The organism is Isoptericola sp. S6320L (genome assembly GCF_023015685.1).
Taxonomy (GTDB): domain Bacteria; phylum Actinomycetota; class Actinomycetes; order Actinomycetales; family Cellulomonadaceae; genus Isoptericola; species Isoptericola halotolerans_A.
Genome location: NZ_JALKAT010000038.1, coordinates 13,788 through 37,167 on the forward strand (window position 1 = coordinate 13,788; position 23,380 = coordinate 37,167).

General features: G+C 74.5%; 21 protein-coding genes and 1 tRNA gene. 7 read left to right on the plus strand and 15 right to left on the minus strand.

The features are described 5' to 3' along the window. Window positions 1-28 precede the first annotated feature (28 nt). The 7 genes from MWU57_RS15820 to MWU57_RS15850 form a co-directional block, all read right to left on the minus strand. The gene (locus tag MWU57_RS15820) at window positions 29-529 is read right to left on the minus strand and encodes a hypothetical protein (RefSeq protein WP_106267338.1); all 501 of its coding nucleotides are present in this window, start codon (window positions 527-529) and stop codon (window positions 29-31) included. Further along, window positions 520-1,128 (minus strand): RNA polymerase sigma factor, encoded by a 609-nt coding sequence (locus MWU57_RS15825; RefSeq protein ID WP_243400917.1) that lies wholly within the window; start codon window positions 1,126-1,128, stop codon window positions 520-522. The genes MWU57_RS15820 and MWU57_RS15825 overlap by 10 nt, the downstream gene beginning before the upstream one ends. A gap of 271 nt (window positions 1,129-1,399) precedes the next feature. Continuing rightward, window positions 1,400-2,107 carry a 50S ribosomal protein L1 gene (gene rplA / locus MWU57_RS15830; protein WP_106267435.1) on the minus strand — a complete coding sequence of 236 codons (708 nt, stop codon included), beginning with the start codon at window positions 2,105-2,107 and terminating at the stop codon, window positions 1,400-1,402. A 109-nt stretch (window positions 2,108-2,216) separates the two neighbouring features. Further along, entirely contained in the window at window positions 2,217-2,648 is a 432-nt protein-coding gene (rplK, locus tag MWU57_RS15835; RefSeq protein WP_106267341.1) for a 50S ribosomal protein L11, read from the minus strand. Window positions 2,649-2,744: 96 nt separating this feature from the next. Then, window positions 2,745-3,581, minus strand: a complete 837-nt coding sequence (gene nusG / locus MWU57_RS15840) for a transcription termination/antitermination protein NusG (protein ID WP_106267343.1) — start codon at window positions 3,579-3,581, stop codon at window positions 2,745-2,747. A 64-nt stretch (window positions 3,582-3,645) separates the two neighbouring features. Then, entirely contained in the window at window positions 3,646-3,900 is a 255-nt protein-coding gene (gene secE, locus MWU57_RS15845; protein WP_106267345.1) for a preprotein translocase subunit SecE, read from the minus strand. Between the two features lie 134 nt (window positions 3,901-4,034). Next, a tRNA-Trp gene (locus MWU57_RS15850) sits at window positions 4,035-4,110 on the minus strand. A gap of 194 nt (window positions 4,111-4,304) precedes the next feature. On the opposite strand from MWU57_RS15850, the gene MWU57_RS15855 reads away from it, so the two are divergent. The 5 genes from MWU57_RS15855 to MWU57_RS15875 all read left to right on the plus strand — a co-directional run bounded on the left by MWU57_RS15855 (window position 4,305) and on the right by MWU57_RS15875 (window position 8,465). Continuing rightward, window positions 4,305-5,342, plus strand: coding sequence for an adenosine deaminase (locus MWU57_RS15855; protein WP_246910472.1), 1,038 nt, complete (start codon window positions 4,305-4,307; stop codon window positions 5,340-5,342). A gap of 7 nt (window positions 5,343-5,349) precedes the next feature. After that, window positions 5,350-5,661, plus strand: a complete 312-nt coding sequence (locus MWU57_RS15860; protein ID WP_246910475.1) for a hypothetical protein — start codon at window positions 5,350-5,352, stop codon at window positions 5,659-5,661. After that, window positions 5,661-7,172: a cell wall metabolism sensor histidine kinase WalK gene (locus tag MWU57_RS15865; RefSeq protein WP_246910478.1), complete on the plus strand. Its 1,512-nt coding sequence runs from the start codon at window positions 5,661-5,663 to the stop codon at window positions 7,170-7,172. The genes MWU57_RS15860 and MWU57_RS15865 overlap by 1 nt, the downstream gene beginning before the upstream one ends. Further along, window positions 7,169-7,825 carry a response regulator transcription factor gene (locus tag MWU57_RS15870; RefSeq protein ID WP_106267351.1) on the plus strand — a complete coding sequence of 219 codons (657 nt, stop codon included), beginning with the start codon at window positions 7,169-7,171 and terminating at the stop codon, window positions 7,823-7,825. Before MWU57_RS15865 ends, MWU57_RS15870 begins: the two co-directional genes overlap by 4 nt. Window positions 7,826-7,958: 133 nt before the next feature. After that, window positions 7,959-8,465 carry a hypothetical protein gene (locus tag MWU57_RS15875; protein ID WP_246910482.1) on the plus strand — a complete coding sequence of 169 codons (507 nt, stop codon included), beginning with the start codon at window positions 7,959-7,961 and terminating at the stop codon, window positions 8,463-8,465. Between the two features lie 77 nt (window positions 8,466-8,542). Here MWU57_RS15875 and MWU57_RS15880 read toward each other — a convergent pair whose 3' ends face one another. Next, complete coding sequence (locus tag MWU57_RS15880; protein ID WP_246910486.1) at window positions 8,543-9,832, minus strand: phosphotransferase family protein; 1,290 nt, start codon at window positions 9,830-9,832, stop codon at window positions 8,543-8,545. A 212-nt stretch (window positions 9,833-10,044) separates the two neighbouring features. Between MWU57_RS15880 and MWU57_RS15885 the strand changes: the two genes are divergently transcribed. Beyond that, on the plus strand, window positions 10,045-11,106 hold the full coding sequence (locus tag MWU57_RS15885; RefSeq protein ID WP_246910488.1) for a L,D-transpeptidase family protein: 1,062 nt from the start codon (window positions 10,045-10,047) through the stop codon (window positions 11,104-11,106). Between the two features lie 18 nt (window positions 11,107-11,124). On the opposite strand, the gene MWU57_RS15890 is transcribed toward MWU57_RS15885, so the two are convergent. Together MWU57_RS15890 and MWU57_RS15895 are read right to left on the minus strand one after the other, a co-directional pair. After that, on the minus strand, window positions 11,125-12,351 hold the full coding sequence (locus MWU57_RS15890) for a UDP-N-acetylmuramate dehydrogenase (protein WP_374108573.1): 1,227 nt from the start codon (window positions 12,349-12,351) through the stop codon (window positions 11,125-11,127). Between the two features lie 8 nt (window positions 12,352-12,359). Further along, window positions 12,360-13,649, minus strand: coding sequence for an MFS transporter (locus MWU57_RS15895; protein WP_246910489.1), 1,290 nt, complete (start codon window positions 13,647-13,649; stop codon window positions 12,360-12,362). A gap of 104 nt (window positions 13,650-13,753) precedes the next feature. Between MWU57_RS15895 and MWU57_RS15900 the strand changes: the two genes are divergently transcribed. Continuing rightward, window positions 13,754-14,830, plus strand: coding sequence for a LacI family DNA-binding transcriptional regulator (locus tag MWU57_RS15900; protein ID WP_246910491.1), 1,077 nt, complete (start codon window positions 13,754-13,756; stop codon window positions 14,828-14,830). Window positions 14,831-14,834: 4 nt separating this feature from the next. On the opposite strand, the gene MWU57_RS15905 is transcribed toward MWU57_RS15900, so the two are convergent. The 5 genes from MWU57_RS15905 to MWU57_RS15925 are packed head-to-tail and all read right to left on the minus strand — an operon-like array spanning window position 14,835 to window position 23,023. Then, window positions 14,835-15,431, minus strand: a complete 597-nt coding sequence (locus tag MWU57_RS15905) for a GNAT family N-acetyltransferase (protein ID WP_246910493.1) — start codon at window positions 15,429-15,431, stop codon at window positions 14,835-14,837. Next, window positions 15,428-17,590, minus strand: a complete 2,163-nt coding sequence (locus MWU57_RS15910; RefSeq protein WP_246910495.1) for a penicillin acylase family protein — start codon at window positions 17,588-17,590, stop codon at window positions 15,428-15,430. Before MWU57_RS15910 ends, MWU57_RS15905 begins: the two co-directional genes overlap by 4 nt. Then, entirely contained in the window at window positions 17,587-20,061 is a 2,475-nt protein-coding gene (locus MWU57_RS15915; RefSeq protein WP_246910497.1) for a GNAT family N-acetyltransferase, read from the minus strand. The genes MWU57_RS15910 and MWU57_RS15915 overlap by 4 nt, the downstream gene beginning before the upstream one ends. Continuing rightward, the gene (locus MWU57_RS15920) at window positions 20,058-21,446 is read right to left on the minus strand and encodes a lysine N(6)-hydroxylase/L-ornithine N(5)-oxygenase family protein (protein ID WP_246910499.1); all 1,389 of its coding nucleotides are present in this window, start codon (window positions 21,444-21,446) and stop codon (window positions 20,058-20,060) included. The genes MWU57_RS15915 and MWU57_RS15920 overlap by 4 nt, the downstream gene beginning before the upstream one ends. After that, entirely contained in the window at window positions 21,443-23,023 is a 1,581-nt protein-coding gene (locus tag MWU57_RS15925) for an aspartate aminotransferase family protein (RefSeq protein ID WP_246910502.1), read from the minus strand. Before MWU57_RS15925 ends, MWU57_RS15920 begins: the two co-directional genes overlap by 4 nt. Between the last annotated feature and the right edge of the window lie 357 nt (window positions 23,024-23,380).

Sequence of the window (23,380 nt, forward strand, 5' to 3'; positions counted from 1 at the left end):
CGGTGTGTCAGGTCAGGGACGGTCAGGTCTACAGCTCGATGACGGGCGTGGTGATCGGCACGTCGTCCTGCTCCACGAGCAGGCTGGCCAGGCCGCGGGGAACGTCCTCCAGGACGAACCGTCCGTCGTCGTCGGCGGTGGTGCGGTGGTCGCCGTCGGGCCGGCGCAGCACGATCGTCAGCGTGTCCGCGGGGGCGAGCCAGCCGTCCACGCGCACCGTGCGCGGGGTGTTCCCGGGCGACAGCGCGATCATCACGGTGAGCCGCTCGTGGGTGAAGGTGATGGTGCGGGTCTCCAGCGGCGGCGCGTCGCTGCGCACCGTGCCCGCCGGCGCCTCCAGGACCATGAGCTCCATGACCTCGGACTCGAGGCCCGCGAGGGTCATGGCGAACAGCGACCGCTCGACGAGCCCTTCCGGCACCGGGTCCGCGCGCTCGCTCAGCTCCGCCACGCGGGCGAGCAGCGCGACGTCGGAGGCGTCCAGGGGTTCCTCGGCACCGGGGACGTCGTCGAAGTAGGTCATGTCCATGAGGTCTCCCCCTGCTCGGTGAGGACGGCGCGCAGCTTGGCGAGGCACCGTCCCCGGGTGGCGCCGATGCTCCCGACCGGCATGCCGATCGCGGCGGAGATGGACCGGTAGTCCGGACGGTCGGCGAGGGAGACCAGGCGCAGCAGCTCCTGGCACCGGTCCGGCAGCTGGCGCAACGCACCCCACAGCAGCCGGTCCCGCTCGTCGCGCAGGAGCTCGGCCTCCGGGCCCGGGGTCGGGTCCGGCAGCGTCGCGGAGGTCTCGGCGTCGTCGTCGGGCAGCTCCGTGCGTCGCTGCTCGTCGGCACGTCCCTTGCGGACGACCTCCCAGGCGGCGCGGCGCGCCGTCACCAGCAGCCACTTGAGCGTGGCCTTCGGCTCGGAGATCGACTCCACGTGCCCGACGAGCGCCGCCCACGTCTGCTGGACGACGTCGTCGGCCGCCTCGCGAGGAACGCCCTGGGCGCGCACCGTGCGCCACAGCAGCGGGGTCGCCTCACGGACGAACTCGCTCATGGCGTCCGCGCGGCCCTCGCGATATCCCAGCAGCGCTGCCGCGGCTCGGTCACCGAGGCTCTCCGTCTCGGGGGGACTGGTCATCTCTCGTCGCGCGTCCTCGTGGTCCCGCGCGCCGGACGCTCCGGCGGCTCCCCACGAGCGTAGGGCGGGACGCGGTGACGCGCGGCGCCCTCCGGGTCCGCCCATGAGATTTCACCCTCCGCACGATCAGCTCTGTCGTGGGGAGGGAGGCGCGGCCCGCCGCCCTGATACATCGGGCGGGCGCCGGGCGGCCGGCTCGGCGCCCGGGGACGACGACGGCCCGGCACCCTCGTGAGGAAGGTGCCGGGCCGTCGTGGTGCGGAGACCTGGGTCAGCTCTCCATGAGGCGCGTGGTGCGCGACTGGTCCAGCGGGATGCCCGGGCCGAACGTCGTCGCGAGCGTCGCCTTGGTGATGTAGCGACCCTTCGAGGACGACGGCTTGAGCCGCAGGACCTCGTCGAGGGCGGCGCCGTAGTTCTCCACCAGCTGCTCCTCGGAGAACGAGGCCTTGCCGATGATGAAGTGGAGGTTCGCGTGCTTGTCGACGCGGAACTCGATCTTGCCGCCCTTGATGTCGTTCACGGCCTTGGTGACGTCCATGGTCACGGTGCCGGTCTTCGGGTTCGGCATGAGACCGCGGGGACCGAGGACCTTACCGAGACGACCGACCTTGCCCATGAGGTCCGGCGTGGCCACGGCCGCGTCGAAGTCGGTGTAGCCGCCGGCCACCTTGGCGATGAGGTCGTCGCCGCCGACCTCGTCGGCGCCGGCCGCCATGGCCTCCTCGGCCTTCGGGCCGTTCGCGAAGACGATCACGCGGGCCGTCTTGCCGGTGCCGTGCGGCAGGTTGACCGTGCCGCGGACCAGCTGGTCCGCCTTGCGCGGGTCGACGCCGAGGCGGAAGGCCACCTCGAGGGTCGCGTCAGCCTTCGAGGAGGCCGACTCCTTCGCCATCTTCACGGCCTCGAGGGGCGTGTACAGGTTGTCGCGGTCGATCTTCGCCGCGGCGGCGCGGTACGCCTTGCTGCGCTGTGCCATCTGCATGTCTCCTTGCTGCAGTCGTGGTTCGTCGGGTCTGCGCAGACCCTCCCACGTGCCCGACGACTGTCGTCGGGACTTGTCCGTCCGTGACGGACGGGGGTGGACGTCAGCCCTGGACGGTGATGCCCATCGAACGAGCGGTGCCGGCGATGATCTTCTTCGCGGCCTCGATGTCGTTGGCGTTGATGTCCGGCATCTTGGTCTCGGCGATCTCCCGGACCTGGTCCTGGGTGAGCTGCGCGACCTTGGTCGTGTGCGGCGTCGCCGAGCCCTTGGCCACACCGGCGGCCTTCTTGATGAGCTCCGCAGCCGGCGGGGTCTTCGTGATGAACGTGAAGGAGCGGTCCTCGTAGACCGTGATCTCCACCGGCACCACGTTGCCGCGCTGCGACTCGGTGGCCGCGTTGTAGGCCTTGCAGAACTCCATGATGTTCACGCCGTGCTGACCCAGCGCGGGCCCGATCGGCGGGGCGGGGTTCGCGGCCCCGGCCTGGATCTGGAGCTTGATGAGACCGGCGACCTTCTTCTTGGGAGGCATGCTGCTTCCCCTCTCTGTGTCGTGGGCCGACGCCGTGGGCGATGACCCGGTTGCATGACGTCGTTCGCGCGGAGCGCCGGAGTCCCGGCGCTCCGGTCAGATCTTGGCGACCTGGTTGAACGACAGCTCGACCGGGGTCTCCCGGCCGAAGATGGAGACGAGGACCTTGAGCTTCTGGGCCTCGGCGTTGATCTCGGAGATCGTGGCGGGCAGCGTGTCGAACGGACCGTCCGTGACGGTGACCGACTCGCCGACCTCGAAGTCGACCTCGATGGAGGGCTGCGCGGACGCTCCGCCGGTCCCCGCGCCGGCGCCGGCGGTGGCCGGCTTGGCGGGCGACTGCTCGAGCATCGTCGGGGCGAGCATCCCGAAGACCTCGTCCAGCGACAGGGGGACGGGCTGGTGGGTGTGGCCCACGAAGCCGGTGACGCCCGGCGTGTGGCGCACGGCGCCCCACGACTCGTCGGTCAGGTCCATGCGCACCAGGACGTAACCGGGGATCCGGACGCGGCGGACGGTCTTCTTCTGCGCGTTCTTGATCTCGGTCACCTCCTCCATGGGGACCTCGACCTGGAAGATGTAGTCCTCCATGTTGAGGCTCTGGGTGCGGTTCTCGAGGTTGGCCTTGACCCGGTTCTCGTAGCCCGCGTAGGAGTGGATGACGAACCAGTCACCCGGCTGCGCACGCAGCGTGCGACGGAGCTCGTCGGCGGGGTCCTCGATCTCCGCGGTGACGTCGGCCTCGTCGGCCGACTCGGCCTCGTCCGCCGCCTCGGCGTCGGTGCCGGGCGCGTCCGCGGCGTCCGCGACGTCGTCAGATGCGGCCGCGGTCCCCTCGGGGGCTCCGGGCACGTCGTTGTCGGCCTCGACGCCGGGGGCGTCGGGCTGCGTGGGGTCGACGTTCTCCGCCTGCTCCAGAGGGTCCTGGGACACGAACGAACCTGCTTTCTGACTTCGGATGTGGGTTGCGGCCCGGGTGCTCGACGGCTGGTCGGGATCAGTTCCCGAAGAGCCAGCCGGCGCCCTGACCGACGACGAGGTCGAGCCCGGTGACGAAGAGCATCGCCACCGTGACGAACACGATCACGACGATCGTGTAGTTGATCAGCTCCGACCGGGTCGGGGTGACGACCTTGCGGAGCTCACCCACGACCTGACGGACGAACAGCGCGATGCGGGCGAAGATGCCGCGACGCTCCTTGCCCGTTCCGGCATCGTGCGTCCCAGCGGCCTCAGCCGGCAACTCGCTCACTTCGACCTACCCCGTTTCGCGATCACACCGCAGCCACGCCGCCTGCCGGCGACGTACCCACGGCACAGACTCCTGGCGTTCGGGTCATACGTGTCGCATGGCCCCGCTGCGCGCGGCCCCGCGGGGGATCACGCTGGCAGGGTAGACAGGACTCGAACCTGCAACCTGCGGTTTTGGAGACCGCTGCGCTACCAATTGCGCCACTACCCTTCGTGCCCGACGACGTCGCACCGGTCGAGCCCGTGAGGGCGCGGTCCAGCATGGCGGCCGTCAACCACCGAGGGACAACTGTACGCGAACCCGCGCCGTGGGTCGAACCGCCCTGGCGACACGTCGGTCACACGCTCGTCCACCACGGTCGCGGCGGCGCGGCCGGCTCGTGCGAGTGGTGCCAGACTGTCCGGGTGCGCGACCTGGCAAAGCTCCCGAAGGCTCATCTCCACCTGCACTTCACGGGGTCGCTGCGGGTCAGCTCCCTGCGGGAGATGTCCGCCGAGCACGGGATGCGTCTGCCCGCCGCCCTGACCGACGGTGTCGCCCTGCGCGTACCCGCCGACGAGCGCGGCTGGTTCCGCTTCCAACGGCTCTACGACTCCGCCCGGCACTGCGTCCGGTCCGAGGCCGACATGCGCCGGCTCGTCGACGAGGCCGCGGCCGACGACGCCGCCGAAGGGTCGGGCCGCCTCGAGATCCAGGTCGACCCCACCTCGTACGCCCCGTTCGTCGGCGGCATCACCCCGGCCGTGGAGATCGTGCTCGACGAGGCCCGCGCCGCGAGCGCCGCGCACGGGCTGGAGGTCGCCGTCGTCGTCGCGGCCTCACGCATGCGGCACCCCCTGGACGCACGGACGCTCGCCCGGCTGGCGGCCCGGTACGCCGGGGACGGCCCCGGCGAGGTCGTCGGGTTCGGGCTGAGCAACGACGAGCGCCGCGGCGACACTGCCGAGTTCGCGCACGCGTTCCGCATCGCGCGCCGTGCCGGGCTGGCCTCCGTGCCGCACGGGGGCGAGCTGCTGGGCCCGGCGCACCTGCAGGAGGTCGTCGGGACGCTGGCACCCGACCGTCTCGGCCACGGGGTGCGGTCCGTGGAGGACCCCGCCCTGCTGGCGTCCCTCGTCGAGTCGGGCGTCACCCTCGAGGTGTGCCCGGCCTCCAACGTGAGCCTCGGCGTGTACGAGCGGGACGACGACGTCCCCCTGCGCACGCTGGTCGACGCCGGGGCCCAGGTGGCGCTCGGCGCGGACGACCCGCTGCTGTTCGGCTCACGGCTGGTGCAGCAGTACGAGACGGCACGCACCGTGCACGGCTTCACCGACGCGGAGCTCGCGGACCTCGCCCGCGCCTCCGTCCGGGGCTCTCGCGCCTCCGCCGCGACCAAGCAGCGCCTGCTCGCGGGGATCGACGACTGGCTCTCATCTCCGTCTCATCCCGCCGCGGGATGATCTCCTCATGACGCGCCCGACGCTCCGCCTGCTCGCCTGGGTGCTCGTCGGGCTGCTCCTGGGGACGGCCGGGGTGGCGGTGGCCGCCGCCACGTCCGGCGAGCCCGAGGACCTCGACGTCGGGCCCGTCGTCGTCATCTCCCCCGCTCCCGCGCCGTCGGTCTCCGCCCGCCCGGACTCCTCCGACGGCCCCACGCCCTCGGGGGCTCCGAAGGGGGACGACGGCGAGGTCGCGCCGGTGCCGCCGGCGGACGACGACGATGACGATGACGATGACGATGCAGACGATGATGACGATGACGACGACGGGGACGGGTGATGGCCCGGACCTCCACCCGCGGCCTGACGGTCCGCACCCGCATCCTCGCCGCCCTGCTGGCCCTGACCCTGCTGGCGCTCGCCCTGGCGGGCGGGACCGCCTACTGGCTCGCGTACCGGCAGGTCGACACCCGTATCGACGCCGACCTCGTCCAGGACATCGGCGAGCTCGAGGCGCTGGCGGAGTCCGGAGTCAACCCCGTGACCGGTGAGCGCTTCACCTCGCCCGAGGACGTCGTCGTCGCCGCCATCCAGCTCACCGTCCCCAGCCGGAACGAGGGCATCATCGGGCTGCGCACCGGCCGGAACCCGCTGGTGAGCCAGCAGGCCGTCACCGTGCACCTGGAGGACGACGCGGCGTTCGTCGAGGCCGTCTCCCCCCTGGTCGACGCGAACAGCTCCGTCCTGCGGCTCGTGCACACCGCCACGACCGACTACCGTGCCGTCGTCGTGCCGGTCACCTCGACGGCAGCCGGCGACACGACCGGCGACGCGACCGGCGCCGCGGACGCCCCGGCGGCCCTGGTGCTGGCCTACGACCGGCGGGCCGAGCACGCCGAGACCCAGGCCGTGTTCCGGACCTACGCGGCCGTGGCGCTCGCCTCGCTCCTGGTCACCGGGGTCGTCGGCTGGCTCGTGGCCGGGCGCCTGCTGCGACCCATCCGCCTCCTCGCCCGAACCGCGCAACGGATCGGCGACACCGACCTGTCGGCACGCCTCCCCGAGACGGGCAACGACGACCTGACCGACCTCACGCGCGCCTTCAACGGGATGCTCGGCCGCCTCGAGGGATCCTTCGAGGCGCAGCGTCGGCTGCTCGACGACGTCGGCCACGAGCTGCGCACGCCCCTGACGATCGTGCAGGGGCACCTGGAGCTCATGGACCCGCACGACGCCGACGACGCGGCCGAGACCCGCGCCCTCGCCCTCGACGAGCTGGACCGGATGCGGCGGCTGACCGACGACCTCGTGACCCTCGCGACCGTCGGTCAGCCCGAGTTCGTCCGACTCGCCCCCGTGGACCTCGGGCGCCTCACCGACGACGTGCTCGACAAGGTGCGCACGCTCGGCGACCGGACGTGGCTCGTGGACGCCCGGACCGCCGTGTCGACCCTGGCCGACGCGCAGCGGCTCACCCAGGCGTGGCTGCAGCTCGCGGCCAACGCCGTGAAGTTCTCGGAGCCGGGCAGCGTGGTCGCGATCGGCTCGCGCACCACCGACGGCGGCTCCCGGACCCACCTCTGGGTGCGTGATGAGGGCATGGGGGTCGCGGCCGACGACGTCGCCACGATCTTCGAGCGGTTCGCCCGGGGCCGGCACGGCAGCGCGCACCGGGAAGGCTCCGGGCTCGGCCTCGCCATCGTGGCCGCGATCGCCGAGGGACACGACGGGACGGTCCGCGTGGATTCCGAGCCCGGGCTCGGCTCGACCTTCACCATCGAGCTGCCCGTGCTGCCTGTGCTGCCCGGCGCCCCCGACGGCGCGCCGACCGACGGAAGGACCGACCCGTGAGCCAGATCCTCGTCGCCGAGGACGAGTCCCGCATCGCCTCGTTCATCGCCAAGGGGCTCCGCGCCGCCGGGTACGCCAGCACCACCGTGGCCACGGCTCGCGAGGCCTTCGACCTCGCGGCCTCGGGCGACTTCGACCTGCTCGTGCTGGACCTCGGGCTCCCCGACCAGGACGGCTTCACCGTGCTGCGCCGGCTCCGGGAGGCGCGGGTGACGATGCCGGTGATCATCCTGACCGCGCGCACCTCCGTCTCGGACACCGTGGCGGGGCTCGAGGGCGGCGCCGACGACTACATGCCCAAGCCGTTCCGCTTCGAGGAGCTCCTGGCCCGCATCCGCCTCCGGCTGCGTACGGAGCCCGGCGGTGAGGCGACCGTGGTGAGCCACGGCGACCTCAGCCTCGACCTACGCACCCGCCGCGCCCGCGCCGGTGACGTCGAGGTGGACCTCTCCGCCCGGGAGTTCGCGCTCGCCGAGGCGTTCCTGCGCAACCCCGGGCAGGTGCTCAGCCGCGAGCAGCTGCTCTCGCGGGTGTGGGGCTACGACTTCGACCCCGGCTCCAACGTGGTGGACGTGTACGTGCGCTACCTGCGCAACAAGCTCGGTGCGGAGCGGTTCGTCACGGTCCGCGGGATGGGGTACCGGTTGGCGTGATGTCCGCCCTGCTCTGCGCGGTCGAGGGCGAGGACGGAAGCCGGCGCGCGGTCGCGCTCACGGTCGCTGCGCGACCTGCGCTTCCCGTCTGACGACCGCGCGGCGGCTCCCGCCCTCGCCCTCTCGGTGGCTCGTGGCCCGGTGTCAGTCCGCCGACGGGGCGGACGGGGCGGACTGGGCGCTCGCTGCGGACTGGGCGCTCTGGGCGCTCGCGGCCGACCGGGGCGACTGCGCCGACTGCGCCGACTGGGGGGTCGCCGGACTGACCGGGCTGGTGGCCGTCACCGGGCTGATCGGCGAGCCGGGGGTGTCCGTCGTCGGCGCGGTGGTCGCGCTGGCGACCGAGCCCGCGGTGACCGTGGTGATCGACGTGCTGTTCTGCACGGCGGCCGGCGACGGCGAGGCGGCCTGGGTGCTCGGAGCCGTGCTGGTGCGCGCGTCGGGCACCGGGCCGGTCGTTCCGTCGCCGACCGTGACGGCCGAGGAGACGACCCTGTCCGCCGGCCCGTCGAACGTGCCCTGCGCCGCGGCGACCGTGGTGCCCAGCGCCACCGCACCGAGCGCTCCGCTGACGATCCAGACGTTGCGTGCCTTCATGAGTTCCAGCTCCTTCGTGACGAGGACCGTCGGTCCCGGATGAGCAGCCCTGCGGCTGCCTGATGGCCCCAGACTCGTCGGCCCGGGTGAGACCTCGAGGAGGCCTCGGTGAGAGGACTCTCAGAAACCGTCGGCCGCGGCCACCCACCGTTCCGCGACGGTGATCCAGGCGTCGGCGACCGCGAGGTCCGGCGCCCCGACGGCCAGGGACACGACGACGGCGGCCGCCCGGGCGCGCAGCACCACCGGGTCCACCTCGGCACCGAACACCGTCAGGCAGCGCTCCACCAGGCCGTCGACGCCGTCGTACGTTCCGGGCGCGAGGGCGGGCAGCACCGCGAGGTGCGCGACGGCGCAGGCGAGGTCGTCGACCAGGTGGCCGGGACCCAGCGTGTCCACGTCGAGGACGCCGACCACCCGCGGCGCGGCGCCCGGTCCGCCGTCCGCCCCGGCCGTGCTGAGCACGACGTTCGCGGCGTGCAGGTCTCCGTGGGTGGCCACGACCGGCCCGAGGTCACGGCCACGCAGCGCGGCGTGCACCCCGGCCGCCAGCCGGGCCAGCCGGTCGGCGTCGACCCCGTGCGCGTCGGCGAGCGCCGCCGTGTAGCGGCCCAGCCGGTCCGCCCACGGCGCACGCCGGCTCAGCCCCACACCTGCGGGCGGCAACGACGCGGCCGCGCGCACGATCTCCGCCGGGTCGACGGCGTCCGGCTGCCCGTGCGCGGGCGTGGCCGCGAGGTGGTCGGCGAGCGAGGGACCGGAGAGCTCGGCGAGCACCACGACGCCGTCCTCGCCGCGGGTCAGCACCCGCGGGGCGACGAGCCCGTCCCCGGCGGCGAACAGCTCGTGCCGCTGCACCAGGGCAGCCACCCGGGTGGGCCGGACCACCTTGACGTACAGGGTCCCGGCCGTGGTCCGCGCGCGCAGCACGGCCCGCCGCAGCGGGCGGTAGGTGACCGTCTCGAGCGAGAGCACCTCGGCGGTCACGCCGTCCTCCCGGAGCCGCTGCGTCAGCCGCGCCGGCGTGGTGCCGACGGCCAGCCCGGGCAGCGCCGGGTCGTGCGGGTGGCGCCAGACGAGCAGGGCGTGCGTGCCGTCGTCGAGCCGCACCACGCCGTCGTCCGGCGCGGTGGCACCGGGGTCCAGGCCTGCCGCGCTCGTGGCGAAGAGGTGCTCGTGCGCGGTGCTCTCCGTGCTCCCGTGCCGGCGGCGCGCGACGACGTCGTAGGCGACCGTGAGCTCGGCACCCGGGCGGGCGTGCAGCTCGCGCACGTGCCAGGTGTCGAGGCTCGCCCCGTCGGCGCCGAGCGCCGCCGCCAGGACGGACTCCGCCGCCGGCCCGGTCAGCAGCTCGCGCCAGGCGCCGTGGTCGTGGGGCGAGGTCCGGGTGCCGGACGTCGTGACGGTCATGCGGCCATCGCAGCGCGCCCGCGCGTGCAGGCGGTGAGAGGCCGATGAGAGTCCTCTCATCCGCGACGGCGACGGCGTCCAGGTCACGAGACGGTGTCGATCGCGGGCCGGACGGCGCCGCGCGCTCGCCAAGCCGTCATCGGCACGGCACGGTAGGAGTCCGCGGTCGCAGGCCCGGCCCGACGACGGCCGCTCCGGGAAAGGTGTGCACGATGACGACGACCACGACGCCGAGGCGACGGCGGCTGAGCGCCGCCGCGATCGCCCTCGCCCTGTTGCTGGTGCCCGGCTGCGCGGCGCTGTCGGACGTCGCCGGGCCGCAGCCGGTGGCGGCGGAGTCGAGCACGGCCACCCAGGACGCCTCCAGCAGCCCGGAGAGCCCGTCCGCGGGACCCGCCCCGGCCGACGACGCCGGGACCGGGGACGCGCCGGCGGTCGAGGAACCGCCCGCCGAGCGTCCCTCGGCAGCCGCGTCGCCGTCGTCGGGCACCGGGACGGACGACGACGCTGCCGAGGCGGCCCCTGACGACGAGGGGCGCGACGACGGTACGGGCCAGGCCGCGCAGGACGACGAGCCCAGCGACGGCGGCGCCGAGGAGCAGGCCGGCGACGACGAGAAGGACAAGAAGGACAAGGCCCCGAAGGACAAGGCCGAGAAGAAGGACGAGAAGCCCGACTGGCCGGCCTACGGGGCGTCCGGCCAGCAGGTGACCGCGCTCCAGCAGCGGCTGGTCGACCTCGGCTACTTCCTGCCGGAGGTCGACGGGCAGTTCGGACCCGCGACCCAGCAGGCGGTGTGGGCGCTGCAGAAGGCCGCCGGCCTGGGGCGGGACGGCGTCGTCGGGCCGCGGACCCAGGAGGCGCTCGACTCCGGCGCCCGGCCGTCACCGCAGTCGTCGTCGGGCAAGGTCGTCGAGATCGACCTCGCCCGGCAGCTCCTCATGACGGTCGAGGACGGCCGCGTCACCCGGGTGCTCAACGCGTCCTCCGGCAACGGCGAGACGTACGAGGCGAAGGGGCGGACCTACACCGCGAGCACCCCGCGCGGGTCGTTCGCGGTGTACATGGAGCGCGACTACCTCCACGAGTCGACGCTGGAGCTCGGGTCGATGTACCGGCCGAAGTACTTCCACGGGTCGTTCGCGGTCCACGGGTCGGGGTCGATCCCGCCGTGGCCGGCGTCGCACGGGTGCGTCCGCGTGTCGAACTCCGCGATGAACTGGCTCTGGGACACCTGGGGCATGTCCCAGGGCACCCCGGTCGTCGTCTACTGACCGTCGTGGCGTGCGAGGTCAGAGGGTGAGGCCGACCAGGACGGGCTCCGGCTCCAGCTCGATGCCGAACGCGTCCCGCACCCCGTCGCGGACGGCGCGGGCCAGCGCCACGACGTCCTGCGCCGTCGCGCCACCCCGGTTCGTCACGGCCAGCGTGTGCCGCGTCGACAGCCGTGCCGGCGACTGCTCCCCCGCCAGCCCGAAGCCCCTGGTGAACCCCGCGCGCTCGATGAGCCACGCCGCGGACGTCTTGACGAGCGACGGGTCGACCTCGCCCAGCGCGGGGCCCGTCGTCGTGGTCGGCGTCGCCGACCGCACCGGGAACCTCGGCGCGTCGGCCGGCAGCACCTCGGCGGCCTCGACGGGCACCACCGGGTTCGTGAAGAACGAGCCGGCCGACCAGCGGTCGGGGTCGCCCGACCGCGCGTCCGGGCCGACGCCGTCGAGCAGCATCCCCTTGCCGCCCCGCAGCTCGAGCACGGCCTCGCGCACCTCGGCCGACGGCGCCCGCTGGCCCACCTCGACGCCGAGGCGTCGCGCCAGCTCGCCGTAGCCGATGGGCGCCGAGAGAGAACCGAGGCGCATCTGCAGGTCGACCTGGAGCACCACGTACCGCGGTGTCGGGTACCAGAGGTCGCCGCCCGTCGGGTCGGCCCGCATCGTCCGCTTGAGCAGGCTCGAGCGGTACCCGAACTCGAGCTCGGACAGCGTCAGGGTCTTGCGCTGCCCCGTCGCCCGGTCCCAGGTCCGCACCGACGCCACGACGCCCGACACCTCCTGCCCGTACGCCCCGATGTTCTGCACCGGAGCGGCCCCGACGGTCCCGGGGATCCCGGAGAGCGCCTCGACGCCCACCCACTCGTTGGCGACGGCCTCGGCGACGAACGCGTCCCAGTCCTGGCCCGCGGGCAGGCTGAGGCTCGCGCCGCCGCAGGCACCGTCCGTCCCGCAGGAGTCGGCCAGGTCCGCGTCGAGGCCCTGGCGGACGTCGCGCACCACCACGCCGTCGAACCCCTCGTCCGAGACGAGCAGGTTGGACCCGCCGCCCACCACGAGCAGCGGCACCCCGGCGTCGTCCGCGCCCCGCACCGCGTCGATCAGCTCGGCCTCCGTGGTGGCCTCGACGTAGCGGCCGACCGGTCCCCCGACGCGCAGCGTCGTCAGGTCGGCAAGGGTCGGGGCGGCGTCCGCCCCGACGGCGGCGGTCGGCTCGGTGGCGGTCGGCTCGGTGGCGGCGCTCGGCACGGTCTGGCTCACCTGTCCAGGGTAGACGGCCGCACCGCGGCCGTGTCGTCCTGCGGGGGCCTCGCCGCTCCGGCCACGACGATGCCGAGCAGGACGGGCGCGGCCAGCACGAGGAGCGCGAGCCGGTAGCCCGTGTGCTCGGCCAGGAACCCGATGAGCGCCGGCCCGACGAAGAACGCGGAGTAGCCGACGGTGGACACGACGGCCACGCGCAGGGCGGCGCGCCGCGGGTCGTCGGACGCCGCCGACATCCCCATCGGGAACCCGAGACCCGAGCCGGCACCCCACAGCGCCACCCCCACCAGCGCCGTCGGCAGGTGCGGCACGAGGGCGAACACGAGCACGCCCGCGATGGCGGACAGGCCGCTGGCCCGCAGCACCCACACCCGGCCGAACCGGTCGATGAGGGCCGTGCCGACCATCCGGGTGACGGTCATCGCCACGAGGAAGACCGCCAGCGCGACCGCCCCGAGCCCGTCCCCGACGCCGAACCCGTCGACGGTGGCCAGGCCGACCCAGTCGTTGGCGGCGCCCTCGGTCAGCGCCGCACCGAGCACGATGAGGCCCACGAGCAGGGTCCGGGGCTCGCGCCACGTGGCCAGCGTGTCCCGGAGCGAGTGGCCGTGCGACGGCTCGACGGCGGTCGAGGGGTCCGCGACGGAGTCCTGGGCGCCGGCCTGCGAGGTGGTGGGACCGGCGTCGTGCGCCGGCAGGAAGGCCCGCACGCAGAGGGCGACGGCGATCGAGTCCAGCACCACGACGCTCACCAGGTGCGGGGTGAGGGGCACCTGCAGCCAGGCCGCGAGCGCCCCGACGCCGGCGCCGGCGACGGTGCCGACGCTGAACGCCGCGTGGAAGCGCGGCATGACGGCCCGGCCGAGCCGCTGCTCGACGACCGCGCCCTCGAGGTTCATCGCGGCGTCCCACACGCCGACGCCGATGCCCGCCAGGAACAGGCCGACGCGGACCCACACGTGGTTCCCGGCGTCGACCCCGAAGCAGGCGACGGCGAACCCGACCGCCGAGGCGACGGCGAAGAACAGCACCGTGCGCGACGCCCCCAGGCGCGAGCTGATCATGCCGGACAGCGGCAGCGCGCAGATCGACCCGATGGAGGCGGTGAGGAGCAGCAGCCCCATCTGCCCCTCGGAGAAGCCGAGGCCGTCCCGGACGGCCGGGATCCGCGAGGCCCAGGTGGCCATGCCGAACCCGGCCGTCGTGAAGACGCCGAAGACGGCCCACAGGGCGGACCGGAGGCGGCGCTCGTCGGCGGCCGCAGCGGGGACAGAGTTGTTCACGGCACGACGATCCAGGAGCACCGACCGTTCGGTCAAATCGTTTCGAGCGGGTCGGGTCCCGCACCGATAGGCTGGCGGCCCGCACCGACGGCGGAAGGAGCCGCATGGGCCGCACACCGGGCACCCGCCCGACCCTCGCACGGGTGGCCGAGCACGCCGGCGTCTCCGTGTCCACGGCCTCGCTCGCCTTCTCCGGGTCCGGCCCGATCACCGGCGAGACGCGCGACAAGGTGCTCACCGCCGCGGCAGAGCTCGGCTACACCGGTCCCAACCCGCTCGGCCGCCAGCTCCGGCGCGGTAGGTCCGGCATCGTCGGTGTCGTCATCGGGGACCACCCCGGCCGCGCCTTCCGCGACCCGGTCGCCGTGCAGGTCCTCGACGGTCTCGTCGACGTCCTCGGCACCCAGGGGCTCGGCGTGCTGCTCATCCCCGGGGTCAGCCCGTCCGCCGACGGCGTGGACCCCCTGCTGGAGACGGCGGCCATGGACGTGGCCGTCCTCGTCTGGGGCGTGCTGACGCACGACCCGATCCTGACCGCGCTGCAGCGGCGCAACGTCCCCGTCGCCGTCGGCGAGGGCCGTGCCGTCGAGGGTGCGCCCCTCGTCGCGCTCGACGACCGCGCCGGGATCGCCGAGGCCACCCGCCACCTCGTCGGGCTCGGGCACACCCGCATCGCGGAGATCGCGCTGCCCTTCGGGCACGGCGAGCGCTCCGGTCCCGTCGACGCCGAGCGGCTGACCCGGGTGGAGCGGACGCCCACGGCGAACCGCCTCGCCGGCGTGCGGGACGCCGTCGACCCCGTGCTGACGTGGGAGACGCCCGCCTCGCTCGTCGAGCACGGCCGCGACGCCGCGACGGAAATCCTGTCCACCTGGGTCCCGGCCACCGAGCGCCCGACGGCGATCGTCGCGCACTCCGACCTGCTCGCGGCGGGCGCCGTCATCGCCGCACGGGAGCTGGGCCTGTCCGTGCCCGACGACGTCTCGATCGCCGGGTTCGACGGCATCGACCTGCCCTGGCTCTCCCCCGACGTGCTCACCAGCGTGCACCAGCCGCTGCGGGAGAAGGGCGCCGCGCTGGGCCGCGCCGTCATCGGGCTGCTGGCGGGCGAGGAACCGACCACCGTGACCCTCCCGGTGGGCCTCACGCCGGGGACGACGACGGGGCCGGTGCCCCGGTAGTCGCTCAGCCCGACGCCGGCTGCGTCACCGCGGCGAGGGCCCGCTCGCGCGTCAGGAACGCCAGCATCGCGTGCTTCGGGCCGTGCGGGGACTCGAACCGGACCTCGCCGGCGAGCTCGAACCCCATCGCCGCCGTCCGGGCCACGGCCGGACGGTTGCGCACGTCCGGCTCCACCACGATCCGCTCGACGGCCGGCAGCGAGAACGCGAACTCGACGAGCGCCGGTCCGAGCACCCCCCACCCCACGGAGTCGCCGCCCCGGAAGAAGTGCGCGCCGACGTCGCCCGGCTCGACGTCGTACGCCGCGGCGACCGGGTCGTCCTCCGGGTGGTAGAGCTGCGCGAGCGCCACCGGGTCGTCGCCGGTGCGCACCAGGTAGGCGTGGTGCGTCGGCAGGGAGGCGACGAACTCGTACGTCGCGCGCAGCTCGTCGCGGGTCAGCTCTCCCAGGCCGAAGAACCCGGCGTGCGGCCGCGTCACCCAGTCGTGCAGCACGTCGACGTCGGCGACCGGGTCGAGGACCGTCACCCGCAGACCCGACCTGCCGGACGAGCGCCAGACCTCCTCGCCCGGTGTCCCCTCGTGCAGCCGTCGGGTCATCGTGTCTCCCAGGTCTCGGGGCGCAGCCGCGCCCAGTCCGTCTCGATCTCGTGCGTGCCGACCGCCGCCCACTGCGGGTGCTGGTCCGTGAAGTGCGGCGAACGCGGGTCGCCGCTCGACCCGAACGGCACCCCCCACCGGCTGCGGCGGCGGTCGGCGAGGTCCCACACCCAGCGGGCCACGGAGCCTCGCCAGGACGCGGTCGCCACCCCCGGTACGGAGCCGGTGCAGCACACCGTGTCGGCAGCCCCGCCGACGGGCACCCGGTGGACGTCCGGCACCCGCGGCACACCGGCCGGGTCGAGGACCGTGACCTCGGCCAGCCCGTGCAGCGGCAGCACCGGGTGGAGGTCGCCCCACGTCACCGGCACGTTCGAGGCACCGCCGGCCGGTCCCACCGCGGCCCGCCGGGTCACCTGGGCCAGCGCGGCCTCCGCCTCGGCGGCCGGGTCCTGCGGCGGGTCCCAGGTGGCGCCGGCACGCAGGAGCGGCTCCAGTGCCCCGGCCACCCGCGCAACCACGTCGCACCACGGGTCGAACAGCGCCGGCAGCCCGGTCGGCGCGTGCACCGGGGCGAGCGCAGGGTGGGCGGACACCCGTCGCGCGAGCGCGTCCCGCCACCGCACGAACAGCGCCGCGTCCACCGACCCGGCGTCCATGCGCGCGCCGCTCGCGGCCCAGTCGCGCAGCCGGGCGGCGGCAGGGCCGACACCGGACCCCCGCACCCCTGCGAGGAGGCTCACCAGGCTGGCCGCACCGCCGTCGGACACGTCGCCGAACACGCGGGACTGGCCGCCGGGCCGCTCGCCGTCGTCGGGCGCCGTGGCGAGCAACGCTGCGATCCGCCGGGCGCGGTGCGGGGCGTACGCGTAGCCGAGGTCGGGCACCCGGCCGCCGGGGACGGGACGGTCGTTCGCGTCGACGGCGAGGTCGTGCACCGCCACCGCGCCCGGCAGCGAGCGCCAGCGCGGCCGCCACCCCGGGACGACGGCGTGGGGCAGCACGCGCTCGGCGGGTGCGCGGTCCGGCACCCGGCCGGCGGTGAGGCTGAGCACCGTCCCGGCCGAGTCGGCCGTCAGCACCCGGTTGACCGGATCCACCCAGCCGGCGAACGCCTCGGCCACGTCCCCCGCGGTCCGCGAGCGCAGCAGCCGGCGCCAGGACGCGACACCGAGGTCGGCGTCGACCCGGGCGGGCCAGCGCAGGCTGTGGCGGTCCGCGACCAGCGGGCCGCGCGGCGTCTCGGTCCAGGCGACCTCGACGTCCTCGGCGCCCCGCACCGGGACGGTCTCGCGGCCCGTCGTGACCTCCCCCGCGGAGCCGGACAGCGTGTCCGCGGTCTCCGTGAACAGCTCGACGTGGTGCGCCATCGCGTTGGTGATGCCCCACGCCACCGACCCGTCCGGACCGTCCGGTGGGGCGCCGTCGCGCACCGTCGCGTGCCCGAAGTGCTGGACGCCGGGGACGCCCGGGAAGGCCAGCCCGACCACGTCGTACTCGTCGCAGGCGAGACGCACCTGCTGGTAGACCCCCGGCAGCTCGAGCAACCGGTGCGGGTCTCCGGCCAGCAGCGGGGCCCCGCTCGCCGTCCGCCCGCCCGCGAGCGCCCAGGCGTTGGAGCCCGAGGACGCGCCCGCCTCGCCGTCGGCACCACCCAGCAGCACGTGGTCGGGGCCCAACGTCCGGGCGACGTGCTCGCGCCACAGCAGGTGCGGCCAGCCGCTGAACAGGACGTGGTTGGTCAGGAACACCCCGAGCGGCGCCCAGTCCGGCCACGGCGTGTGCGGCGGCAGCTCTCCCGGCACCGCACCACCGCTCGCCAGCACGTCGAGCTCGGGCACGTCGCGTCCGCCGTCGGCCAGCCCCGCGTTCACCCCGGCCGTGTAGGCGGCGAGCCAGGCCCGCTCGGGCGCGGCGAGCGCGGCATGGACCCGCCGGGCGGTGTCGGCGAGCCGGACCTGCACGGCGAACCGGTCCCAGGCGAGGCCCCCCGGGCCGATCCGGGCGGCCAGGCGACCCTCGGCGCGCCAGCGGTCGGACTCGAGCTGCCAGCCCCGGTCGCGGGCCGTCACGTACCCCTGGCCGAAGGCGAGGTCCGGCTCCGTGGCGGCCCGCACGTGCGGCACGCCCCAGGCGTCCCGGAAGGTCTCGAACCTCACGGGCGCGCCACCGGGTTCGCCAGCGTGCCGGCGTAGATCAGCGAGCTCGACTGGTCCGCCAGGTCCACCATCTGCAGCGTGTTGCGCAGCTGCAGACGGTTCAGGCACGAGTGCGCGAACCGCGCCGCCCGCAGGTCGACCCCGGAGTCCAGCCCCGGGTGCTCGGCGTCGTGCCGGTCGAGGCACTCGCCCACCAGCGCCCAGAACCGGTCCTCACCGAGCACGCCGTCGACCGCCAGGATCCCGGCGAGGTGGCGCAGCACGCCGTCGAACACGTCGGTGAAGATCGCCAGCGCCTTCTCGGCGTCGTCCACGGGCGCCACGACCCGGGCGACGTCGTCCGGCAGCGTGCCGGCGGCCAGCGCACGGTCGGAGAGCAGCGCGACCTCCTCGCCGATGTCCTTCATGAACGCCCGCCGTACGACGCCGTCGCGCAGCACGAGCACCAGGTTCTCGCCGTGCGGCATGAAGGCCAGGTCGTGGGCGCGCAGGCAGTGCACCAGCGGGTACAGGTAGGCGTCGAGGTAGGCGCGCAGCCAGGCCTCGGCGCCGATGCCCGACGCCCGGACGAGGCCCGTGACGACCGCCGCGCCGGAGGCGTCCCGGTGCAGCAGGCTCGCCATGGTGGCCAGCCGCTCGCCCGGCGCGGTGCGCGGCAGCGGGGACTCGCGCCACAGCGCGGCCAGCATCTTGCGGTGCGCGTTGGGCTGCGGGGTGCGGTGGTAGACGTCGCCGGTGTACCCGACCGACGCCAGCTCCCGCAGGACGCCGAACCCGGAGCCGGTCAGGGTGCTGTCGCCCTCCACGAGCCCGGCGACCCAGTCGTTGATCGCCGGGGTCGCCCGCATGTACGCCGGGCTCAGGCCCCGCAGGAACCCCATGTTCTGGATCGCCAGCGCCACCTTGACGTAGTGGCGCTCCGGGCGGGTGCGGTTGAACATCGTGCGGATGGACTGCTGCGGCGTGTACTCGTCGGCGCCCGGCCCGAGCGGGACCAGGTCGTCGCGCGCCACGTCGGCCGCGAACGTGATCGGCAACCGGTGCTGCGCCTGCCACGGGTGCACGGGCAGGTAGAGGTAGTCGGCCGGGTCCAGCCCGCGCGTGGTGAGCCGGCCGGCGAACGCGGCACGCTCCGCGCCGGACAGCTCGACGCCGTACAGCGCGTCCTCGGTCTGGTCCGCCCCGAGGGCCAGGTGGGTGTGCTCGCGGCGTGCCGCGACCCACTGCAGCCGCAGCCGGCCGCTGCGCTCGGGCGCGAACGCCGCGTAGTCGTCCAGGGAGAAGCCGATGCGCCCGTTGTTCGCGAGGAAGCCGGGGTGCCCCTCGCTCATCGCACCCTCGACGGCCTGGAAGGTACCTGCGGTCCGGCGCTGGTCCTCGTCCCGCGCCGCGGGGACCGGAGCCGTGAGGCCGGCGACCAGCCGGGCGGTGTCCGGCGTGACGCCCGTCAGCTCCCGCTCCCGCTTGGCCATCGCCGCGGCCAACGTGCTCGACAGCTCCTCCAGGTACGTGGCGAGCAGCGTGTCCGGCACCTGCAGCAGCGGCTGGAGCTCGGCGACCAGGTCCAGCACGTCCACGGGCAGGGCCGCCCCGTCCGGGGAGGTCCGCGTGATCGACGCCGGATCCACCACCCAGTGCTCGAGCGCGAACGTCCGAGCAGCGAAGGCGTAGCTCGCCCCCTCCAGGTCCAGCCGGTACCTCCCGGAACCGGCCGGGCCGTCCGGGGCCGGCGCGAAGAGCCGCTCGTGGGCCAGCTCCGCGAGCGCCTTGGCGGCCAGGTGCCGGTGGGCCACCTCCGCGAGGTCGCCGCGCAGGTGGGCGGCGACCGGGATGCCGTCCCCCAGCGGCGACGCCGCGAAGTCGGCCCGGGTGCAGACGCTCAGCGCCGCGGTCTTCGTGCGGCCCGCGTCGGTGACCGGCACCTCGCGCAGCAACCGGAACCCGGCCGCCGCGTTCTTCGCGGCGATCTTGGCGTTCGTCACGTCGGGCTCGACCACGACGCGCGCTCCCCCACGGCCGCCCGCCGCGACGTCCGCGAGGCAGAAGCGGACGACGGCGCCCATGACGGCGTCGGTCAGCCCCGTGCGGCGGCGGGCCGGCTCGTCCGGCGGCGGTGCGACCAGCAGGTGCATGCCGACGTCCCCGGGCTCCGCGGCGTGCACCGCGGTGAGCAGCACCCGAGCCGGGTCGTACGTCTCGGTGTACACGACCGGCTCGCCGTCGAGCCGGCCGAGCCAGCCGTCCTGCGCCTCGTCCGCGCCCACCGCCGCGAGGTAGTCGCGCACGCCGTCCACGTCGAGATCGGCCATCGCCCACGCCGACGACGCCGGGTGCGCCAGCCAGGACTGGACCGTCGCGGCGTCCCGGACCGGCGACACCGCGGTGAACGTCAGGTCCCCGAGCCCGGTGGGCGCGACGAACACGGCCCGCTCCGCGGCGGGCACGACGGCGGAGGCGGTGGTGGCGCTCACCGGGCCACCTCCGTCGCCGGCGCGGACGACGCGACCGCGGTGCCGCCGTCGGGCAGGCCGAACTGCTGGAAGGCGATGCGCCGCTCCACCGCGTAGGGCTCGCGCCCGGTGATCTTCGCGAGGACCACGGAGTTGCGCCAGGGCCCGAACCCGAGGTCCGGCGCGGTGACGCCGTGCGTGTGCTCCTCCCCGTTGAGGGTGTGGAGGCGACCGTCGGCGCTCACCGCGTAGTCACGGGTGACGTCGAACCGGCCGCGGTCGTCGAGGAGCAGCCGGTCGCGGACCGGGTCGAGGAACCCCGGCACGCCTGCGCCGTAGCCCGTGGCGGCCACCACCGCGCGGGTGCGGTGCTCCACCGTGCGGCCGAGCTGCGCGTGCCGCAGCGTCAGCACGTGCTCGAGCCCGCCGTCGTCGGCCGGCTCGGTGCGGGCCGCGACCACCTCGGTGTCGCTGAGCAGGGTGGTCGGGACCTCGCGGCCCAGCGCGGTGCGGCGGTACAGCGTGTCGTAGATGTCGTCGATCAGGTCGCCGCTGATCCCCTTGTAGAGGTTGCGCTGCTCGCGGCCCACCAGGTCGCGCAGCTCCGGCGCGAGACCGTGGAAGTGGTCGGTGTACTCCGGCGACGTCATCTCGAGGGTCAGCTTGGTGTACTCCATCGGGAAGAACCGTGGCGACCGGGTCACCCAGTCGAGCCGGTAGGGGCCGGCGTCCTCGAGGAGGTCGCGGTACACCTCCGCGGCGGACTGCCCCGAGCCCACCACCGTGACCGCGCCGCTCGCCCGCAGCGCGTCCCGGTGCGGCAGGTAGTCGGCCGTGTGGACCACCGGGCCCGCACCGGGGAGGCCGGCGGCGGACCGCGCGAGCTCGGCCAGCGGGGCGGGGAGCCGCGGCGTGGTGCCCACGCCGAGCACCACGTGGCGGGCGAGGTACTGCTCGCGGCGGAGGGAGGTCCCCGGGGTGCCGGCGTCGCCGGCCGCGACCTCCGCCGTGACGACGTACAGGTCCCGCGCGGCATCGTGCTCGACCGCCACCACCCGGCGGCCCCAGCGCAACGTGTCCAGCTGCCCGGCCACCCAGCGGCAGTACTGGTCGTACTCGGCCCGCAGCGGGTAGAAGGACTCGCGGACGTAGAACGGGTACAGCCGTCCCGTCGCCTTGAGGAACGCCAGGAAGGAGAACGGCGAGGTCGGGTCCGCCATCGTCACCAGGTCCGCGAGGAAGGGCACCTGGATGGTGGCGCCCTCGAGCATCATGCCGGGGTGCCAGCGGAACTCGTCCGCCTGGTCCAGGAACACGGCGTCCACGTCAGCCAGCGGGTCGGCGAGCGCGGCGAGACCCAGGTTGAACGGGCCGATGCCGATGCCGACGACGTCGTAGGTCCTCATCGCGCGGCCTCCGCGGTGTCGTAGCGGTCGAGGTGCGGGTGCACGTCCCGGCACGGCGGCTCCTGCTCGTCTGCGAGCGCCTGACCGGCCAGGATGCCGTGCGCCGCCCCGCGCACCAGCCCCAGGACGCGGCGGACGTCGGTGAGCGTGACCTCCGGGTTGAGCAGCGTGAGCTTGAGGCACGGCCGGCCGTCGACGACCGTCCGGGCGACGCTCGCGCGCCCCGAGTCGAACAGCACCCGGCGCACGCGGGCCACCAGGGCGTCCGCCTGGGCGTCCGTGACCCCCTCGGGCTGGTAGCGGAACAGCACCGTGGACAGGTCCGTGCGGCCGATCAGGTGGAGCTCCGGGTCGCCCGCCAGGTCCGCGTGCACCGCGGCGGCCAGGTCGCAGACGGCGTCGACCATCTCGCCGATCCCGTCGGCACCCACCGCCCGCAGCGTCGCCCACAGCTTGAGGGCGTCGAACCGGCGCGTGGTCTGCAGCGACCGGTCGACCTGGTTGATCTCGGCGTCGGCCGCGCCCGCTTCCGGCACCGGGTTGAGGTAGTCGGCGTACCAGGACGTCCGCGCCAGGTCGGCCGGCTCACGCACCAGCACCGCGCTGGCCGACACCGGCTGGAAGAACGTCTTGTGGAAGTCGACCGTGACCGAGCGCGCCCGCTCGATACCCCGCAGCAGGTGGCGCCGCTCCCTCGAGACGAGCAGTCCGCCACCGTAGGCCGCGTCGACGTGCAGCCACACGTCGGTGGCGTCGCACAGCTCGGCGATCGCCGTGATCGGGTCGAGGCAGCCGCGGTCCGTGGTGCCCGCCGTGGCCACCACCGCCATGACGACGTCGCCCGCCCTCGCCGTCGTCGCCAGCGCCGCGGCGAGCGCCCCCGGATCCATGCGGCCGTCGGCGTCCGCACCCACCGTGACCACCGCGTCGTCGGACAGGCCCAGGATCATGGCGGACTTCGCCACCGAGAAGTGGCTGCTGCCCGTGGTCAGGATGCGCAGCCGGTCCTGCAGGCCGTGCCGCGCGACGCCCCGCAGTCGCGTGCCGTCCGGCCCCGTCAGCGCGCTCTCCCGCGCTGCCAGGAGGGCGTGCAGGTTGGACTGGGTGCCGCCGGAGGTGAACACGCCGTCCCCGCCGGTGAAGCCGATGCGCTCGTTGGTCCAGGCGATCAGGCGCCGCTCCATGAGCGTCGCCACCGTGGACTGGTCGTAGGTGTCCACCGACGTGTTGATCGCGGCGAGCATCGCCTCCGCGCCGACGGCCGGGATCGCCACGGGGCAGTTCAGGTGCGCCGCGTACGCGGGGTCGTGGAACCACACCGCGTGGGTCGCGTAGAGGTCTGCCGTCTCGCGCAGCGCGTCGTCGGCGCCGATGCCCGGTGCGTCGAGGTCGACACCGTCCACGAGGGCGGCCAGCTCGGTGCGGCTCGCCCCGCTCCAGGGCTGGTCGACGACGGCGAGACGGGCCGCGACGTCGTCGACGACGCGGCCGACGGTGCGGGCGTAGGTGCCCGCCGTGCTGCTGTTCAGAAGGGCGTCGGTGCAGGTCAGCGTCGCGTCGGGCGGAGTGGTGGACACGTCCGTGTGCTCCTCGCAGGAGGGGATGGGTTGGTCAGGCTCACCTAACTTAGCCTCCCCTAAGTCGCAGGTCCAGACGAGCCACCATCTGAGACCGCGAGGTAGTAGCGCGCGCGCCGAGGTAGTGCGCGGTTGCGCGAGGTAGCGCCGCGTCGCGCGAGGTAGTAGCGCTCGTGCCGAGGTAGTAGCGCTCGTGCCGAGGTAGTGCGCGGTTGCGCGAGGTAGCGCCGCGTCGCGCGAGGTAGTAGCGCTCGTGCCCAGGTAGCGCGGGGCGGTTCGGGTTCCGCCGGGTGTCGGGTCCCGTGCACGGTCGCGTTCACGGGCGCAGGGCGCCCTCCACTTCGGGACTGACGACCG

Bases quoted from the DNA above. Each gene is read 5' to 3' on its own strand.
- MWU57_RS15820 (WP_106267338.1), bottom strand. From the start codon at position 529: ATGGACATGACCTACTTCGACGACGTCCCCGGTGCCGAGGAACCCCTG.
- MWU57_RS15825 (WP_243400917.1), bottom strand. From the start codon at position 1,128: ATGACCAGTCCCCCCGAGACGGAGAGCCTCGGTGACCGAGCCGCGGCA.
- rplA (WP_106267435.1), bottom strand. From the start codon at position 2,107: ATGGCACAGCGCAGCAAGGCGTACCGCGCCGCCGCGGCGAAGATCGAC.
- rplK (WP_106267341.1), bottom strand. From the start codon at position 2,648: ATGCCTCCCAAGAAGAAGGTCGCCGGTCTCATCAAGCTCCAGATCCAG.
- MWU57_RS15860 (WP_246910475.1), top strand. From the start codon at position 5,350: ATGACGCGCCCGACGCTCCGCCTGCTCGCCTGGGTGCTCGTCGGGCTG.
- MWU57_RS15865 (WP_246910478.1), top strand. From the start codon at position 5,661: ATGGCCCGGACCTCCACCCGCGGCCTGACGGTCCGCACCCGCATCCTC.
- MWU57_RS15880 (WP_246910486.1), bottom strand. From the start codon at position 9,832: ATGACCGTCACGACGTCCGGCACCCGGACCTCGCCCCACGACCACGGC.
- MWU57_RS15885 (WP_246910488.1), top strand. From the start codon at position 10,045: ATGACGACGACCACGACGCCGAGGCGACGGCGGCTGAGCGCCGCCGCG.
- MWU57_RS15900 (WP_246910491.1), top strand. From the start codon at position 13,754: ATGGGCCGCACACCGGGCACCCGCCCGACCCTCGCACGGGTGGCCGAG.
- MWU57_RS15905 (WP_246910493.1), bottom strand. From the start codon at position 15,431: ATGACCCGACGGCTGCACGAGGGGACACCGGGCGAGGAGGTCTGGCGC.
- MWU57_RS15920 (WP_246910499.1), bottom strand. From the start codon at position 21,446: ATGAGGACCTACGACGTCGTCGGCATCGGCATCGGCCCGTTCAACCTG.